This window comes from Angustibacter sp. McL0619 (assembly GCF_049994355.1).
In the GTDB taxonomy this organism is placed as follows: Bacteria; Actinomycetota; Actinomycetes; order Actinomycetales; family Angustibacteraceae; genus Angustibacter.
In genome coordinates this window covers 3807872-3825506 of the sequence record NZ_CP188257.1, presented here as the reverse complement: position 1 = coordinate 3825506, position 17635 = coordinate 3807872, and the positions used below count along the sequence as shown (strand labels likewise).

The window sequence follows — 17635 nt, the reverse complement described above, 5'->3', positions numbered from 1 at the left end:
GGCACCCACTACTAGTGCGAATAGCGTCACCTCTTTCGTACCGTGGGTGACCTCGCGACAAAACGGAATTCTTCGCCTCGCCCCGTCGCATTTCCGAATCAGCGTGCGTCGGTCCGAGCGGCGACGACCCTGCCTCCATCCGGGCGGTCTTCCTGGCGGCGGCCAGCGCGGCGTGAGAGCATTTACCCGTTACTGAGTCATGAGTCAGTAAGAGCCGAAGGAGCGGTGGTGTCGACGGACCAGCTGATGGCGGCCCTGCCTCGTGAGATGTATGTGGACGAGGCATCCTGGCGGGTAGAGCGGGACGCGCTGCTGTTCGCCGAGTGGTACTGCATCGGCCGGCTGGACGACCTCGGGCTGGACGAGGCCTCTCGGGTGGTCGCGGTCGACGTCGCCGGGGAGTCCGTCCTAGTGACCACCGACGAGCAGGGCGACCTGCACGGTGCCTACAACGTCTGCCGGCACCGGGGTTCACAGATCCAGCCGGTGACCGAGGCTCCTGCCGGGCCACCGGTGGCCTGCGCCGCCTCGGCGCTGCGCTGCCCGTACCACTCGTGGACCTACGGCCTGGACGGACGGCTGCTCAAGGCGCCACACGCCGACCTGGACGACCACAGACCGTTCGCCCTGAACCCCGTGGCGGTGCAGCGCTGGGAGGGGTTCGTGTTCGTGCACCTGACGCCCGAGCGGGCGGCCCCGCTGCACGATGCGGTCGAGAAGGCCGGGCTGACGCTGGCCAACTACGGCCTGGCCGACCTGGTCACCGGCAAGACGCTGACCTACGACGTGGCCGCGAACTACAAGGTGCTGCTGGAGAACTACAACGAGTGCTACCACTGCGGGCCGGTCCACCCCGAGCTGTCCCGGCTGGTGCCGGCGTTCGCCGGTGGCGGCACCGACCTGGACTGGGACAACGGGATCCCGCACCGGGAAGGCGCCTGGACGTTCACCACGACCGGTACGACCACCAGGGCGCCGCTGCCCGGGCTCGACGAGGCTGAGCGCACCCGACACAAGGGCGACCTGGTCTACCCGAACCTGATGATCTCGGCCTCTGCGGACCACGTCGCCGCGTTCGTGCTGGTGCCCCGTGCGGTCGACCGCACCGAGGTGGTGTGCACCCTGCTGTTCGCCAGCGACGCCGCCGCCGACGACGCCTTCGACCCCAGCGACGCGGCGAACCTGTGGGACCTGGTGAACCGCCAGGACTGGGCGATCTGCGAGTCCGTGCAGCGCGGGATGTCCTCGCGCAGCTACCGGCACGGGTGGTTCGCGCCGATGGAGGATGACAGCCTGGACATCCGCCGCTGGGTGCTGCCGCGCCTGCGCGCCAACGGAAGCCAGCCATGAGCAGCCACGCGGACTACGTCGTCGTCGGCCTGGGTGCGCTCGGCAGCGCCACGGCCATGGAGCTGGCCCGTCGCGGTCACACGGTGATCGGTCTGGAGCGGTTCGAGCTCGGCCACAGCCGCGGCGCCAGCCACGACACCAGCCGAATCCTGCGGCACAGCTACCACACACCCGAGTACGTGCGGCTGACCCAGCAGGCCTATGCCGACTGGGCCCGGCTCGAGCGCGACAGCGACACCAGCCTGGTCACCGTGGTCGGGGGCGTCGACCTGTTCCCGCCGGAGCCGGCCATCAGCCCGGTGGACTATACCGACGCCCTGTACGAGGTCGGCATCGCCTACGAGGTGCTGGACGTCGACTCGGTGGCCAAGCGCTGGCCTCAGCTGCGGCTGCCGGACGGCACGTTCACTCTCTACCAGGCCGACTCCGCCATCGTGCCCGCCGGGCGCGGCACCGCGGTGATGCAGGACCAGGCCCGCCGACACGGTGCCGACCTTCGCGAGCGGACCGCGGTCCTGGCCGTGCACGACCTGGGCGAGCGCGGGATCGAGGTCGCCACCACCCACGGACCCGTGCGCTGCCAGGGGCTCGTGGTCTGTGCCGACGCCTGGGTCAACGACGTCCTCGGTGACCTGGGCGTGCAGGTCCCGGTCGAGGTGACGCTGGAGCAGGTCACCTACTTCCGCCCGCCCTCACCCGCCGACTTCGACCCGAGCCGGATGCCGCTGTGGATCTGGATGGACGACCCGTCGTACTACGGGTTCCCCTGCTACGGCGAACCGCTGGTCAAGGCGGCGCAGGACTGCGGCGGTCCGGTGGTCCACCCGGACCGGCACACCTCGGAGCCGGACCCGGACATGCAGCGCCGGCTCGCCGAGCACGTGCAGGCCATGATGCCGGGCGCCGGTGATCCGGTGCGTTCGCTGCGCTGCCAGTACACCTTGACCCCGGACCGGGACTTCGTCATCTCGGCGGTGCCCGGGCACGAGTCGGTGGTCGTCGGGCTGGGTGCGGCACACGGGTTCAAGTTCGCGCCGACATTCGGACGGCTGCTGGCGGACCTGGCGGTGCAGGGCGCCACCAGCACCGACCTGACGTCGTTCCGGCTGGACCGGCCCGCTCTGACCGACCCCGACTACCAGGCCCACTGGCTGGTGTGAGGTGACCTCACCCCAGCTGCTCCGTGTCGAGCCCGAGCTCGCGGGCGACCGTCTCGGCCACCCAGCGACGAAGCTCGGCGCGGGTCACCGTGCGGTAGACCAGCGTGGCGACCGAAAGGCCGTCCAGCAGCGCCGACACCCGAGCGACCGACGCGGTCGGGTCGGTGCAGCTGAACGTGCCGTCGGCGACCCCGTCCTCGACCACCTCGCGCAGCACCGTGCACCAGCGCTGGTCCATGCGGCGCAACGTCTTGCGGATCACGGGCTCGCGCTGGGCCAGTGCCCACGCGTCGATCCACAGGCGCCAGCCTTTCGCCGCACCGGTCGGCCCGTACAGCCGGACGACGCGCCGCAACCGGTCCAGTGGGTCGCCGCCGCGCTCGACGGCCGCGTCGAGCCGGGCCAGGTCGCGCTCGACGGCATGCGCGAACGCCTCGACGACGAGCGCGTCCTTGGTGCCGAAGTGGTAGAAGACCAGGCCGGGGCTGACCCCCAGCTCCGCGGCGACGTCCGCCACCCGGACCGTTGCCAGCCCGATCCGGTCGACCAGGTCGACCGTCGCCGTCAGGATCTCCTCGCGCCGGACGTCGACGCTGCGCCGTCCCCGCTTCACAGCCGCTTTCCCATGCGCCGCAGCATATGGCCAAGCCCCCAGGAGGTGTCGTGACCAGCGCGACCAACGCCCAGCCGGCTCAGCCGTTCGGCCGACTGGCCGGGCAGTCCGACGTCCCGGCCCGGATGATGGCCGCCGAGGCCTACACGTCGACCGACGTGCTCGACTGGGAGCTGCGGCACCTGTTCGCGGGCGGCTGGACCTGCCTCGGCCGGCTGGACGACCTGCTGCCGAGCTGCGGCGAGGGCCGGCCGGTCTCTCAGCGGGCCGTCCGGGTCGGCGACGTCTCGTGCCTGCTCGTGGAGACCGGCACCGGCGTGCGCATGTTCGCCAACACCTGCCGCCACCGCGGCCACGAGCTGCTGGCCGATGGTGAGGTCTCCACCCGCCGTACCTTGCAGTGCCCGTACCACGCCTGGACGTACGACTCGGCGGGTGCGCTGCTCGGCGCCCCCGGCTTCCGCGAGGACGAGCAGTTCGACCTCTCCGACAACGGGTTGGTCGAGCTGACCGCGGCGGTCTGGCAGGGCTGGGTATTCGGCCACGCCCTGCACCCGGCGGGCGACCCCGACGTCCCGCCGTTCGAGGAACACCTCGGCGCGATGGCGGGCATCGTCGCGCCCTATGCGCCGGGTCGGCTGGTGATCGCCGACCGGCACACCTACGAGGTCGCGGCGAACTGGAAGGTCATCGCCGAGAACTACCACGAGTGCTACCACTGCCCGCTGATCCACCCCGAGCTGTGCCAGGTCAGCCCGCCAACGTCCGGCGAGAACTACGACCTGCCCGGTGCCTGGGTGGGTGGCTCGATGGACCTGCGGGACGGCATGGCCACCATGTCGCTGACCGGTGAGCTGTCCGCCACGCCGCTGCCGGGCGTCGACCCGGCCAGGGTGGAGTACCTACACCTGCTGCCGAACCTGCTGGTCTCGGCGCACCCGGACTACGTGATGACGCACCGGATGGTGCCGCTGAGCCCGGACCGCACGTGGGTCGAGTGCTCCTGGCTGGTGGCCGCGCCGACTGACGGCTCGGTGCCGCAGGCCGCCGCCGCCGTGGAGTTCTGGGACATCACCAACAAGCAGGACTGGGGGGCCTGCGAGTCGGTGCAGCGGGGGTTGGCCAGCCCGCACTTCCGCCCAGGACCGTTCGCGCCCAACGAGGACGCCGTCGCGCAGCTGGTGGCGATGGTCGGCAGGGCCTACCGTGCAGGACGACTCGAGGAGTAGCCATGGCGCCGTCCCGCCGGATCCGCAGTGCAGTCGTCGTTTTGGTCTGCCTCGCGGGTGCGAGCCTGACTGCGCTGCCCGCCGCCTCCGCCGCGCCCGCCGATGCCCGCAGTGCCAGGCGGGTCGGCACCCTGACCCTGCGGCCGTGCGACGTCGTGGCAAGGGCGCTGTGCGGGTCGATCAAGCGGCTGTGGGACCCGCTGCACCCCGACCAGGGCAAGGTCACCGTCGGATTCGCCTTCGCCCCGGCCAAGGACGCCTCCCGACCCGCGCTCGGCACCCTCGTCCCGCACGAGGGCGGCCCGGGCTACAGCACCACCGGAACCGGGTCCGACTACGCCGCCATGTACGGCCCGCTGCTGGCTCGGCGCAACCTGCTACTGGTCGACCAGCGTGGCACCGGGCGCTCAGAGCCGTTGCGCTGCCCCGCCTTGCAGAACCTGAAGATCGCCTACAACGTGGCCGCCGGCCGGTGCGGTCGTTCGCTCGGCGAGCACTCCAGCGACTACACCAGCGCACTGTCCGCCGACGACCTGGCCGCGGTGGTGGCCGCGCTCGGTCTGGGTCGGGTCGACGTGTACGGCGACTCCTACGGCACGTTCTTCACCCAGGTCTTCGCCGGCCGCCACCCGGACCTGGTCCGCACCGTGGTGCTGGACAGCGCCTACCCGACGTACGGCGAGACCGCCTGGTACCCGACCCAGACCCCTGCGATGAACTCGGCGTTCGAGCTGGTCTGCCGGCGCGTCAACGCCTGCCGCACAGCGGGTGAGCCATTCGGTGTGACGCTGCGCCAGGTCCTCGACGTCGTCCGGGTGCACCCCTGGCAGGGCGTCTCGCACGACGCCGACGGCCGGCGGATGCAGGTCGCGGTGAACGCGCAGAACCTCGCGGCGGTGGCCTTCGGTGCGACCTACGGTCCGTCGTTCTACCGGGAGCTGACCGCAGCCCTGCGCTCCGGGTTGGCCGGCGACCACGCACCGTTGCTGCGGCTGGTGGCCGAGGCCACCGGCGGGGGGACGAACGCCGGACCCGTCGCGGACTACAGCGAGGGGCTGGACGCTGCGGTGGCCTGCCACGACTACCCGCAGCTCTACGACATGGCCGCCTCGCCCGCGGTGCGGACCCGGCAGTACGCGCAGGCGCTGGCCGACCGGACGGCCTCCGCGCCGAACACCTACGCCCCGTTCACGGTCGACGAGTACGCGGCCTCGGACTGGCAGTCCCTGGACTGGTGCAGCCGCTGGCCGGCGGCACCTGCGGACAACCCCGCTGCGCCGCCGACTCCGGCCACCGGGGCGTACCCGAATGTGCCGGTGCTGGTGCTGAGCGGCGAGCTGGACTCGATCACCACAGCGGCGGAGGGGCGGATCGTCGCCGACCAGTTCCCCGGTGCCACCCAGGTGCTGCTGCGCAACAGCTTCCACGTCACCGCGGTCGAGGACGTCGACCACTGCGCGGAGCGGATCCTGCGGGCGTTCGTCGCCACCCCCGGTTCGCAGACCGCCGTCCAGGGGTGCGCCGCGGACGTCGGTCCGGTGCGCGCGCTGGGAACGTTCCCACGGTCGGTGACCGGCCTGGGGGCCGGGCCGGCCGCGGCGGCGACGGTGGCCGACCTGACGGACCGCTGGTGGAACAACTACTCCGGCAACGGGTTCGGTCTGCGCGGTGGCACCTGGAAGTACACCGGCGAGCCGCGGGTGAAGTTCACCCTGAAGCAGGTCGAGTACGTGCCCGGCGTCGCGGTGAGCGGCCAGGCGGTCTGGAACCGCTTCGCGCACACCATGGACGTCGACCTGCGGCTGTCCGGTGCGGCAGGCACCGGGCATCTTGTCGGCGCCTGGGACACCCGCACGGTCGGCGCCGACGCGGTACTGACCGGGACCCTGCACGGGCACCCGGTCAGGCTGAGGTTCCCCGCTCCGTAGCGCGCGGACCCGGCGCCGACCCGGCGCGGGCGCGGTCAGCGCGGGATGCTCTCCGACCACGACCGGCTCGAGACCAGCTCGTCGCCGTCGTAGGCCTTCGTGTCGATCGCCACGGTGTAGCCGTCGGCACCGACGTCCACCCGCATCGTGGAGGTGACCCGGACGTCGATGCCCGGCCAGGTCAGCCGGAACCTGCAGTCCGCGAACGCGTGCTGGGCGAAGGTGCGCCGGTCCACCACGACCTCGCCCGCGTACTGCTCGGACGCGGTGCCCCCGTGCGGGATCTCGTAGTCCGACCCGTGCTCCACCGCACAGGTCGTCGTCCGCTTCAGGACGTCGCGCGAGATGGTCCACGAGATGCCGTCGGCCTCCTCGGACGAGTGCTCCGATCCGGGTGCGAACTCGGCGACCGGGAGCTGCGAGCCGTGCCACAGCGGCAGGTGCAGCGACGCCGAGTGCACGGTGAGCGTCACCGGCGCCGGAGGGGCGAGGGTGTTCGGCCAGTCGGTGCCCGCCACCGACACCCGCAGCAGCTGGCCCGGCGAGAACTCGTAGGCGCAGGCGTCCAGCTCGAGCTCCACGTCGTAGGGCTCGCCCGGCACCAGCGGCTGCGGCGGGGTCGCGGCGTGCACGCCGGCCCGGTACGTGAGGTCCAGGCTGCCCCGGGTGACCAGCGCCGACGTCCCGTCGTCGAACACGTCGCAGAGCTTGACCGACACGGACGCCGCCGGTGCGTCGGCGCTGACCCGCAAGCGGATCCGCGGCTGACCCAGCACGACCTCGCCGTCCGCCGTCCAGTCCCAGACCAGGGACCGCGCGTCGTCCTCGCTCTGGTCTCCGGACAGGCCCCAGGGCAGGTGTCCGGCGCAGTCGATCCACGCGGCGGTGCCGACGTCCGCGGCGACGGCCAGCGAACGCGGCCCGGGCAGGTGGCGGGTCTGCCAGGCCGTGGACGGCGACGGCCACTCGTCGGCTACCCAGTAGCCCTCGTGCAGCTCGAGGTCCGGCTCGGGGCGCGTTGCGGTGCGGACGAACACGTCCGCGCGGTCGGTGTGCGCCGAGCCGTCCTCGCGCAGCCAGCGGTCCCACCAGGCGACCATCTCGGGCACCAGGTCGATCCTCGGCCCGGGGATCGCGTTCGCCGGGTCGGCGTGCGCCCACGGGCCGGCCAGCAGCCGGTGCGGCACACCGGCTTCGCGCAGCGCAGCGACCGTGCGGAAGGTGTTGTTGCGGTAGCCGTCGGCCCAGCCGGCGACGATCATCACGGCGGCCTCGATCCGGTCGTAGCCGCCGCCGGCGGCATCGGCGCGCACCGAGCCGTGCCGCCAGTAGTCGCCGTCCCGGGTCTCCCGCAGCCAGGTCAGCGCCCACGGCTCGTTGACCGCAAGCCTGCGCAGCCACTCCTCGCGCCACCCCTCGCCCCAGACCGCGGGCACCGGCGGCAGGACGCACATCGGCGTCATGTAGTGGTTGTAGTCGATCAGGTCGACCAGCCGCAGCGCCCCGCCGCGCCAGTGCACGTCGTCCGTCCACCGGTCGTCGCTGGCGTAGATCGCGCAGACGGCCTTGAGCGCCGGCGGCCGCTCGCAGGCGATCTGCAGCGAGTTGAACCCCGAGTAGGAGGTGCCCCACATGCCCACGTTGCCGCTGCACCACGGCTGGTCGGCCAGCCAGCCGATGACCTCGACCAGGTCGCTCTGCTCGGCGGCCGGGTACTCGTCGGTGGCGTCCCCGCCGGACGAGCCGGTGCCGCGCACGTCAACGCGGCACACCGCGTAGCGGTGCTCGTCGCGCAGCGTCAGGTAGCTCTCGGCGTACGACGAGGTCTGGTCGTCCTTGCGGTACGGCAACGCTTCCAGCAGGCAAGGCTGCGGGCCTTCGGACTCTGGTGGCAGGTAGAGCGTGGCGGCCAGCTCGACCCCGTCCGCCATCGGGATGCGGACCTCGCGCTCAGTGCCGGGCACGGTAGCCACCGCCCTTCAGCAGGTCGCCGAGCCGCACCGGGTCCAGGCCCTCGCTGGTGTTGCCGCTGCGACCCACCGTGGTCGGCGCGGTCAGCATCGAGTTGAGCACCGACTCCTCGGCGGCATCCACCACGGCCTCGAACAGCTCGTCCAGCCCGCGCCCGCTGACCCGGGCACCCTCGAACGCAGTGCCGTCCCGGTCGGTCCGGCAGGTCGTGGAGGCGGCCAGGAAGATCTCGCCACTGCCGTGGTGCGCGGTCGAGCCGGTGCGGGCCAGTCCCAGCCCGATCCGGCGGGCCAGCCGGGCGCAGCCGGCCGAGTCGACCGGCGCATCGGTCACCACGACCCCGATGCAGGAGCCTGCCGGCTTGTCCGGTGCGTCCGCCGTCCCGGGCAGCAGCCGACCCACGGGGACGCCATCCACGGTCAGCCGCCTGCGCTCGCCGAAGTTCGTCAGCAGCAGCACGGCCACCGTGTACCCGCTCGGTGTCACCCGCGACGCCGTGCCGATGCCGCCCTTGAATCCCAGACAGGACATGCCGGTCCCGGCGCCGACCGCGCCCTCAGCCGGTGGCTCGGTCGCACCGCGCGAAGCCAGCGCCGCGTCGTAGGCGGCCCGCACGTCCGCCGCCTCGACCTGCATCCGGCGGCAGTCGTTGAGGAAGGAGTCGTCGCACTCACCGACCACCGGGATCACCACGTCGTCGGCCACCCCGACGTTCTGCTCCAGGGCGATCTCGCAGGCGGCGTCGTAGACCCGGCCGAGCTGCATGGTGGAGGTCAGGTACACCGGGGTCTCGATGGCACCCCACTCGCCGGCGGTCAGGAACCCGGTGCACTCACCGGCTCCGTTGAGCACCGAGCCGCCGGCGGCGAGCGGGCGCAGGTAGGCGTCCTGGGCCAGCACCAGGGTCGTCACGCCGGTCCGGGCGGTGCCGCGGCCGAGCGGCGGGTCCGGTTCGTCCCGGACCACGGTGGCGTGCCCCAGGCCGACGCCGGCCACGTCAAGCACGGAGTTGGTGGGGCCGGTCGGCAGTATTCCGACCTCGAGGCCGATCTGCCTGGCGCGCAACATGGCGTCATCCTGCCGCATGGCCCGCGGATGTGGTGTGATCCTGACTCATGAGTCAGTTATCGGTTCCGGTGGTGTGGTCGCCCGACACCAGCCGGCACGACCCGCGGCACGAGGTGTGGGTCGGGGTGGCCACGCCGGGCACCGAGGTCGCGGCCCGGGTCGAGGCGATCCGCACCGCGTTGCAGGACGCCGGCCACCGGCTGGTGCAGGCCGGACCGCACGACGACGAGCTGCTCGGCCGGGTGCACGACCCGGACCTGCTGCACTTCCTGCGCACCGCCGCGAGCCGTTGGGCCGCAGGGGAGTACGAGGCACTGGTCGGCCAGGACCGCGTCGTGCCGTACCTGTTCCCGACCCCGGCGATGACCGCCGGCCTGCCCACCCGTCCGGCGGTCGCCGTGCACGCGGACGCCGGCCGGTTCGCCTACGACACCATGACACTGGTCGGGCCGGGCACCTGGCAGGCGGCCCGTGCCGCCGTGGACTGCGCCATCGACGCCGCGGCGCTGGTGGTCGGTGGCGAGCGGCTGGCCTACGCGCTGTGCCGCCCGCCCGGGCACCACGCGACGCCGGCCGGGTTCGGCGGGTCCTGCTACCTGAACAACGCGGCGGTCGCCGCCGAGGCGCTGCGGGACGCCGGCCACGAGCGGGTCGCCGTGATCGACCTGGATGCCCACCACGGCAACGGCACCGCGGCGATCTTCTACGACCGCGCCGACGTGCTGTACGGCTCGGTACACGTCGACCCGGGCGCCGGCTGGTTCCCGCACGTGGTCGGGTACGCCGACGAGACCGGCACCGGCGACGGCGTCGGTGCCACCCGCAACCTCCCGCTGGCCGAGGGCACCGGCGACGAGCCCTGGTTGGACGCCGTGGCCGACCTGGCCCAGTGGGCGGCCGCCGTCGGCTGCACCGCCCTGGTGGTCTCGCTGGGCGTGGACGCCGCGGCGTTGGACCCGGAGAGCCCGCTGCTGGTGAGCGACCAGGGGTACCGCGGGGCCGGGGCGCTGCTCGGGTCGACCGGCCTGCCCTCCGTCGTCGTCCAGGAGGGCGGGTACCACCTACCGAGCCTGGGCGGACTGGTCGCCGCCTACCTCGAGGGGCACGCCGCGGCGCGCGCGTAGGTCAGGCAGAGATCGAGCGTCCCTCAGGCGTCCTTGAGCTCGAGCAGGACGGCGCCGCTGGTCACGGTCTGGCCGATCTCCGCTGCCAGGCCGGTCACCACCCCGGCCTTGTGCGCGGTGATCGGCTGCTCCATCTTCATCGCCTCGAGCACCACCACGAGCTCACCGGCCTCGACGCTCTGACCCTCCTCGACGGCGATCTTGACGATGGTGCCCTGCATCGGCGCGGTGAGCGCGTCGCCAGAGGCCGCAGCCCCGGCCGACGCCCCGCGGGATCGCTTGGGCGCCTTGGCCTTTGCGGCGCCAGCACCACCACCACCACCGCCCGCGCTGAACCCGGCGGGCAGCACGACCTCGAGCCGCTTTCCGCCGACCTCGACGACCACCCGCTGGCGCTCGCCGTCCTCGGCGGCCGCGCCGACCGGGCCGGCGAAGGCCTCGATGGTGTTGTCGAACTCGGTCTCGATCCAGCGGGTGTGCACCGAGAACGGCGTCGACGCCTCGGACGGCGCGAACGCTTCGTCGCGCACCACGGCGCGGTGGAAGGGCAGCACGGTCGGCATGCCCTCGATGACGAACTCGTCCAGCGCACGGCGTGAGCGCTCCAGCGCCTGCTCGCGGGTCGCGCCGCTGACCACGAGCTTGGCCAGCATCGAGTCGAACGCCCCGCTGATCACGTCGCCGGAGACCACGCCGGAGTCGAGCCGGACGCCGGGCCCGGACGGCGGGGCGAACAGCGACACGGTGCCCGGAGCAGGCAGGAAGCCGCGGCCGGCGTCCTCGCCGTTGATCCGGAACTCGAAGGCGTGCCCGCGCAGCGGCGGGTCGTCATAGCCGAGCTCCTCGCCGGCGGCGATCCGCAGCTGTTCACGCACCAGGTCGATACCGGTGACCTCCTCGGTGACCGGGTGCTCGACCTGCAGGCGGGTGTTGACCTCGAGGAACGAGATGGTGCCGTCCTGGCCGACCAGGAACTCGCAGGTGCCGGCACCGGTGTAGCCGGCCTCGCGCAGGATCGCCTTGGACGCGCGGTACAGCTCGGCGTTCTGCTCGTCGGACAGGTACGGCGCCGGCGCCTCCTCGACGAGCTTCTGGTGCCGGCGCTGCAACGAGCAGTCGCGGGTGGACACGACCACCACGTTGCCGTGGGTGTCGGCCAGGCACTGGGTCTCGACGTGGCGGGGCTTGTCCAGGTACTTCTCCACGAAGCACTCGCCGCGGCCGAAGGCCGAAACCGCCTCGCGCACCGCGGAGTCGAACAGCTCGGCGATCTCGTCGCGCTCGCGGGCGACCTTCAGGCCGCGGCCGCCGCCGCCGTAGGCGGCCTTGATGGCCACCGGCAGCCCGAACTCGTCGGCGAAGGCGATGACCTCGTCGGCGCCGGACACCGGGTCGTGCGTGCCGGCCACCAGGGGCGCGCCGGCCCGCTCGGCGATGTGCCGGGCCTTGACCTTGTCGCCGAGCGCGTCGATGGCCTCGGGGGAGGGGCCGATCCAGACCAGGTCGGCGTCCAGCACGGCCTGGGCGAAGGAGGCGTTCTCGGCGAGGAACCCGTAGCCGGGGTGGACGGCGTCCGCGCCGGACTGGCGGGCGATGTCCAGCAGCTTGTCCTGGACCAGGTAGGAGTCGCCAGGGGTGGAGCCACCAAGCGCGTAGGCCTCGTCGGCGACCTTGACGTGCAGCGCGTCCCGGTCCGGGTCGGCGTACACGGCGACCGACGCGATTCCCGAGTCGGCGCACGCACGGGCGATCCGGACGGCGATCTCGCCCCGGTTCGCGATGAGCACCTTGGTGATCATCCGGTTGCCGTGTCGTCCCATGTCCTGCGCTCCGTCCGTCGTCGTCATCGTCGCTCCCTCCAGCCGGGCGCGAGCCTATCCAACGTGGCGCTCACGTGAGCGCGCCGAGGTCGTCCTGGCACCGACGCTCGAGGTCGTCCAGCTCGGCCAGGGCCGCCTCGACGTCCCGCCGACGCTCGTCGAGCTCGGCCCGCCGGTCGCCGATCTGGCCGAGGAGGTAGCGCAGCTGTCCGGCCTCACCGGGTTGCTGGTCGTACATGTCGACGATGGTGCGGATCTCCTCGAGCGGGAACCCCAGCCGCTTGCCGCGCAGCACCAGCTGGAGGCGGATCCGGTCCCGGGGGTGGAACACGCGCACGGTGCCGCGCCGCTCGGGGGAGACGAGGCCGACGTCCTCGTAGTACCGGACCGTGCGGTGGGTGATCCCGAACTCCTCGGCGATCTGCGCGATGGTCCAGGTGCGGTTGGACAGACGGGTGGACATGCAGGCCATCGTGCTTTACGTTTACGTTAACGTCAAGAACCGCCCGAGGAGATCCCGCATGACCGCCTTCGAACTGTCCAAGGAGCACGAGGACTTCCGCGCGGTCGTGCGCGAGTTCGCGACCGAGCAGGTCGCCCCGCACGCCGACCAGTGGGACCGCGAGCACCGGTTCCCGGTCGAGCTGGTGCCGCAGATGGGTGACCTCGGGCTCTTCGGCCTCGTCGTGCCGGAGGAGTACGGCGGTGCCGGTGGCGACTTCACCTCGCTCTGCGTGGCCATCGAGGAGCTCGGCCGGGTCGACCAGTCGATCGGCATCACGCTGTCCGCCGGCGTCGGCCTGGGCATCAACCCGATCCTGAGCTACGGAACCGACGAGCAGAAGCAGCGCTGGCTACCCGACCTCGTCGCCGGCCGCGCGCTCGCGGCCTTCGGCCTCACCGAGCCGGACGCCGGGTCGGACGCGGGTGCCTCGCGCACCAAGGCCCGGCTGGACGGCGAGGGGGACGACGCGCAGTGGGTCGTGGACGGCGCAAAGGCGTTCATCACCAACTCCGGCACCGACATCACCAGCGTGGTCACGGTGACCGCCCGCACCGGCACGCTGGACGACGGCCGGCCGGAGATCTCGGCGATCCTGGTGCCTTCCGGCACACCGGGTTTCACCGTGGAGCCCGCCTACAACAAGCTCGGCTGGCACGCCAGCGACACCCACGGGCTGAGCTTCGACGGCGCCCGGGTGCCGGCCGACCACCTGTTGGGCGCTCGCGGCTCAGGCTTCAAGCAGTTCCTCAAGACGCTGGACGACGGCCGCATCGCGATCTCGGCGCTGGCCGTCGGGCTGGCCCAGGCCTGCCTGGAGGCGAGCACCGAGTACGCCAAGACTCGGGTGGCGTTCGGTCGGCCGATCGGGGTCAACCAGGGCGTCTCGTTCCAGGTCGCCGACCTGGCCGTCTCCGTCGAGGCTGCTCGCATGCTCACCTACAAGGCGGCCTGGCTCAAGGACCTGCACCACGAGGGCAAGCGCAGTGTGGCCGACGTCAAGCAGGCGGCCGCTATCGCCAAGCTGTACTCCACCGAGGCAGCGGTGTCCGCCACCCGCATCGCCACCCAGATCTTCGGCGGCAACGGCTTCATGGAGGAGTACCCGGTGGCGCGCTTCTACCGGGACGCCAAGATCCTGGAGATCGGCGAGGGCACCAGCGAGGTGCAGCGGATGGTCATCTCGCGCGGTCTAGGGCTGCCGTCGTGAGCTACCCCTCCGACCCCAGGGTCGGCGAGGTCCGCAAGCGGCTCGCCGCCGCGCGCGAGGCCTCCGCGACGCCGACCCCCAAAGCGGCGGAGAAGCTCGCCGGGCAGAACAAGCTCTACGTCCGCGACCGGATCGCGCTGCTCTTCGACGAGGGCTCCTTCGTCGAGGACGGCCGGTACGCCAACGCGATGGCCGAGGGCCTGCCCGCGGACGGCGTCGTCACCGGCCGCGGTCTGGTGGACGGGCGGCCGGCGATCGTGGTCGCCAACGACCCGACCGTGAAGGCCGGCTCGTGGGGCGCCCGCACCGTGGAGAAGATCGTCCGGGCCACCGAAGCCGCTCTGCGAGAAGAGCTTCCGGTGTTCTGGTTCGTGGACTCCGCAGGTGCCCGGATCACCGACCAGGTCGACCTGTTCCCCGGACGTCGCGGTGCCGGGCGGATCTTCCACAACCAGGTGGCGCTGTCCGGCCGGGTGCCGCAGATCTGCTGCCTGTTCGGCCCGTCGGCGGCGGGTGGCGCCTACATCCCGTCCTTCACCGACTGCGTGATCATGGTGGAGGGCAACGCCTCCATGTACCTGGGCAGCCCGCGGATGGCCGAGATGGTGGTCGGCGAGAAGGTGTCGTTGGAGGAGATGGGCGGCGCGCGGATGCACTGCACCGTCTCGGGTTGCGGGGACCTGCTAGCCGAGGACGACGCCGACGCGATCGAGCAGGCCCGGCTGCTGTTCAGCTACCTGCCGTCCAGCTGGCGCGACAAGCCGCCCTCGTACGCGCCGGACTCACCGTCGTCCCGGCTGGACGACACCGTCGTGCCGGAGGTCGAGAGCCAGCCATTCGACATCCACGACGTGATCGACGGGATCGTCGACGAGGACTCGTTCTTCGAGGTCAAGCCGCTGTTCGCGGCCGAGCTGGTCACCGGCTTCGGCCGGATCGACGGTGAGAGCGTCGGCGTCGTGGCGAACAACTCGATGGTCAAGGGCGGCGTGCTGTTCGCGGACAGCGCCGACAAGGCGGCCCGGTTCATCTGGTGGTGCGACGCGTTCAACGTGCCGCTGGTCTACCTGGCCGACGTGCCGGGGTTCATGATCGGCTCCGAGGTCGAGCGCGGCGGGATCATCCGGCACGGCGCCAAGATGGTCAGCGCGGTGTCCGAGGCGACCGTGCCACAGGTGAGCGTCGTCGTCCGCAAGGCCTACGGCGCCGGGCTCTACGCGATGGCCGGCCCGGGCTTCGCACCCGACGCGTGCATCGCGCTGCCGACCGCCCGGATCGCCGTGATGGGGCCGGACGCCGCGGTGAACGCGGTGTACGCCAACAAGATCGCGGCGATCGCGGACGAGGACGAGCGCGCGCAGTTCGTGGCCGACCGCCGTCGCGAGTACGAGGAGGACGTCGACCTGGAGCGCCTGGTCGCCGACCTCGTGCTGGACGGGGTGGTCGAGCCCGAGGACCTGCGCGAGGAGCTGCGTCAGCGGCTGCTCTACGCGGCCGGCCGGGACCGCTCGTTCACCAGCCGTCGCCGGGGCATCCCACCGGTCTGAACTGTTACTTGGCTCTGGCCGTGCGCCGCGAGCTGCGTCCGGTGGCGGCGGAGAGACGCGCGCCCTCACCGCCGCTATGTCCGGATGACGTCCGGGGTGCGATCGAAGTGGCCGCGATCACGACCACCTCGCTCGCATTAGGCCTCGCATCTCGGGTCCAAGCGGACAACCGGATCTCGGCACGAGAGTGAACCGTGACCGCACCGACAGCTCGGCGGAACGAGGCGGGTCGTTCACCCTCGTGGATCGCACCAAGTCAAATGCCGCGTGCGACCTCCGTAGCCCGGCTTCAGGCGGGCGGTGAGTCGAGGATCCACTCGAGGCGGTCGTCGGCAGTTGGTTCGTACGTGCACTGGAGCCCGGTACGGATGCGGGTGCGCAGGTGCTGACCGAGGCGCTCGTCAACGGTGCCGATGCGGTCGACGGCACCGGCGATCGCCTTCTGCACGGCAACCCTGGCCCGTTCCTGGCTCGAGCCGGTCGTCCGTGGACGGCCGTGCAGTCCGGTGGAGCGTGCGACCTCGTCGAGCAGGGCGTCCCGTTCCGTTCGAGCCGTCTCGGCCCGGCCGAGGTCCGACCAGTCTGTGGCCTCGGCGAGCTCGACCTCGAGCTCGCGCAACCGTTGGCGGTAGGCGGCCAGCGCCTGCGGGTCGGCGAGCTCGCCGAGCCCGGCCTCCAGCACGACCCCGGTTCCCGAGCCCACCAGGTCCAGCGCGGACAGCGGTTGGTGCGGACGACGGACCAGCTCGCGCAGGTAACCGAACCCGCGCAGCGAACGCAGCGTGACGGCGTCTTCGTCCGGTCCGATCTGCCATAGGCCGCCGCGCAGCGGGTGCAGGTGCACGGATCTGACGCCCGCGACCGGCATCTTCCGCGCAGGTGGCCGCCAGGATGCGAGCCGGTCGCGCCACCACTGGGCGCCGACCCGGTCGTAGGTGGCGAGGGCGCTGGCCCGCAGCCGATCCGCGCTCTCGTGGTCGCCGCGGTGCGCGGCAGCCCTGGCCAGGGTGTCGTCGGTGAGGCCGTGGAACATGACGGCCCCGGCGTTCATCACCGCTCGTCCCTCGTAGGGAGCGAGCAGGCTGGCCGCGGTCTCGATGACCTCGTCGTCGCCGACCGCCAGTGCGGCCTCCAGGATGCACTGCAAGGTCAAGAGCCAGTTCACGTCACGCGGCAGCTCCGCCAGGACGCTCCCGCGGAAGGTGTGCACCAGCGCCCGAGCCCGGTCGAGGCGGTCGGCGCAGACCCAGAGGTAGGACATCTCGGCGCACACCGCGGGCACGCCCTCGGCGAGGGCGAACGCCTCGCCCTGCTCGGCTGCCTCGGCGACGGCGCGGGTGTTGCCGGACTGGGCCGCCGAGTACGCGTCCATCGCCTTCAACACCAGCCACGCGTCGGCCAGCCCCGCCCGGTCGCCGGCGTCCGCGGCCACGGCCATCAGCTGCTCGGCGGTGTCGGTGCGGCCACGCAGCAGGTCGAGCATCAGCCGGCGCGAGGCCGCGAAGAACAGGGCGCGGGCGGACTCCTCCCCGAGCCGTTCCAGGGCCCGCATCTGGCGGTGGATCGCCTGGACGTCCAGGACCTCGCACGCCACCTGCAACGCCCACAGGTGGGCCTGCAGACGTGCGTCCGGGTCCAGGACGTGTGCGGCCACCTCGTCGAGTCGCCGGACCATCGCCTGTCGGACCTCGAGCTCGTCCGGCCCCCAGTGCACAGCCAGGGCGGCGTCCAGGCAGTCCGCCAGCATATCCGCAGCACCGACCCGCTCGGCGCGCTCGATCGCCTCCGCCGCGAACGGCGCGCCCCGCTCCGGGTGACCGGCGTACGCCCAGCAGCGGGCCAGCGCGGCGGCCAGGCGGGCGCGGTCGGCGACGTCCTCGGTCCGGACCAGGACGTCGTAGAGCTGGGCGGGCAGCCTGCCCGGCTCGGCGCCGAAGACGTACACCGACGCTGCGCCGAGCACTGCCCGGGTCCAGCCCGCCAGGTCGCCCTCGGCGCGGGCCGTCCCGGCGGCCTGGTCGTAGAGCGCAGCCGCGCTCTCCCCCTTGCCTGCCGTGCGCTCCGCATCGGCCCGGTCGAGGAGATCCGTGACCGTCGTCGCCCGGATGACCAT

General features: G+C 72.2%; 13 protein-coding genes. 7 read left to right on the top strand and 6 right to left on the bottom strand.

Annotated elements, in window-relative coordinates; all coding sequences use genetic code 11:
* Window positions 1–228: 228 nt before the first annotated feature.
* Both ACPPVT_RS17730 and solA read left to right on the top strand, forming a co-directional pair.
* A complete protein-coding gene (locus ACPPVT_RS17730; RefSeq protein WP_426562561.1) occupies window positions 229–1350 on the top strand; it encodes an aromatic ring-hydroxylating oxygenase subunit alpha in 1122 nt (373 codons plus the stop codon).
* Complete coding sequence (solA, locus tag ACPPVT_RS17725; protein ID WP_426562559.1) at window positions 1347–2510, top strand: N-methyl-L-tryptophan oxidase; 1164 nt, start codon at window positions 1347–1349, stop codon at window positions 2508–2510. Before ACPPVT_RS17730 ends, solA begins: the two co-directional genes overlap by 4 nt.
* Before the next feature lie 7 nt (window positions 2511–2517).
* On the opposite strand, the gene ACPPVT_RS17720 is transcribed toward solA, so the two are convergent.
* Window positions 2518–3123 carry a TetR/AcrR family transcriptional regulator gene (locus ACPPVT_RS17720; RefSeq protein WP_426562557.1) on the bottom strand — a complete coding sequence of 202 codons (606 nt, stop codon included), beginning with the start codon at window positions 3121–3123 and terminating at the stop codon, window positions 2518–2520.
* Between the two features lie 50 nt (window positions 3124–3173).
* Here ACPPVT_RS17720 and ACPPVT_RS17715 point away from each other — a divergent pair, with 50 nt between their 5' ends.
* Entirely contained in the window at window positions 3174–4352 is a 1179-nt protein-coding gene (locus ACPPVT_RS17715; protein WP_426562555.1) for an aromatic ring-hydroxylating oxygenase subunit alpha, read from the top strand.
* 2 nt (window positions 4353–4354) lie between these two features.
* A complete protein-coding gene (locus ACPPVT_RS17710) occupies window positions 4355–6280 on the top strand; it encodes an alpha/beta hydrolase (protein WP_426562553.1) in 1926 nt (641 codons plus the stop codon).
* Window positions 6281–6315: 35 nt separating this feature from the next.
* On the opposite strand, the gene ACPPVT_RS17705 is transcribed toward ACPPVT_RS17710, so the two are convergent.
* Window positions 6316–8244, bottom strand: a complete 1929-nt coding sequence (locus ACPPVT_RS17705) for a CocE/NonD family hydrolase (protein ID WP_426562551.1) — start codon at window positions 8242–8244, stop codon at window positions 6316–6318.
* Complete coding sequence (locus tag ACPPVT_RS17700; RefSeq protein WP_426562549.1) at window positions 8231–9319, bottom strand: P1 family peptidase; 1089 nt, start codon at window positions 9317–9319, stop codon at window positions 8231–8233. The genes ACPPVT_RS17705 and ACPPVT_RS17700 overlap by 14 nt, the downstream gene beginning before the upstream one ends.
* Window positions 9320–9366: 47 nt before the next feature.
* Here ACPPVT_RS17700 and ACPPVT_RS17695 point away from each other — a divergent pair, with 47 nt between their 5' ends.
* The gene (locus ACPPVT_RS17695) at window positions 9367–10443 is read left to right on the top strand and encodes a histone deacetylase family protein (RefSeq protein ID WP_426562547.1); all 1077 of its coding nucleotides are present in this window, start codon (window positions 9367–9369) and stop codon (window positions 10441–10443) included.
* A gap of 23 nt (window positions 10444–10466) precedes the next feature.
* On the opposite strand, the gene ACPPVT_RS17690 is transcribed toward ACPPVT_RS17695, so the two are convergent.
* Together ACPPVT_RS17690 and ACPPVT_RS17685 are read right to left on the bottom strand one after the other, a co-directional pair.
* Window positions 10467–12290, bottom strand: coding sequence for an acetyl/propionyl/methylcrotonyl-CoA carboxylase subunit alpha (locus tag ACPPVT_RS17690; protein WP_426562545.1), 1824 nt, complete (start codon window positions 12288–12290; stop codon window positions 10467–10469).
* Between the two features lie 43 nt (window positions 12291–12333).
* A complete protein-coding gene (locus ACPPVT_RS17685; protein WP_426562543.1) occupies window positions 12334–12726 on the bottom strand; it encodes a MerR family transcriptional regulator in 393 nt (130 codons plus the stop codon).
* A 58-nt stretch (window positions 12727–12784) separates the two neighbouring features.
* Between ACPPVT_RS17685 and ACPPVT_RS17680 the strand changes: the two genes are divergently transcribed.
* Window positions 12785–13975 (top strand): acyl-CoA dehydrogenase family protein, encoded by a 1191-nt coding sequence (locus ACPPVT_RS17680; RefSeq protein WP_426562541.1) that lies wholly within the window; start codon window positions 12785–12787, stop codon window positions 13973–13975.
* Complete coding sequence (locus tag ACPPVT_RS17675; RefSeq protein ID WP_426562539.1) at window positions 13972–15522, top strand: acyl-CoA carboxylase subunit beta; 1551 nt, start codon at window positions 13972–13974, stop codon at window positions 15520–15522. The genes ACPPVT_RS17680 and ACPPVT_RS17675 overlap by 4 nt, the downstream gene beginning before the upstream one ends.
* Window positions 15523–15811: 289 nt before the next feature.
* On the opposite strand, the gene ACPPVT_RS17670 is transcribed toward ACPPVT_RS17675, so the two are convergent.
* Window positions 15812–17635 (bottom strand): hypothetical protein, encoded by a 1824-nt coding sequence (locus tag ACPPVT_RS17670; protein ID WP_426562537.1) that lies wholly within the window; start codon window positions 17633–17635, stop codon window positions 15812–15814.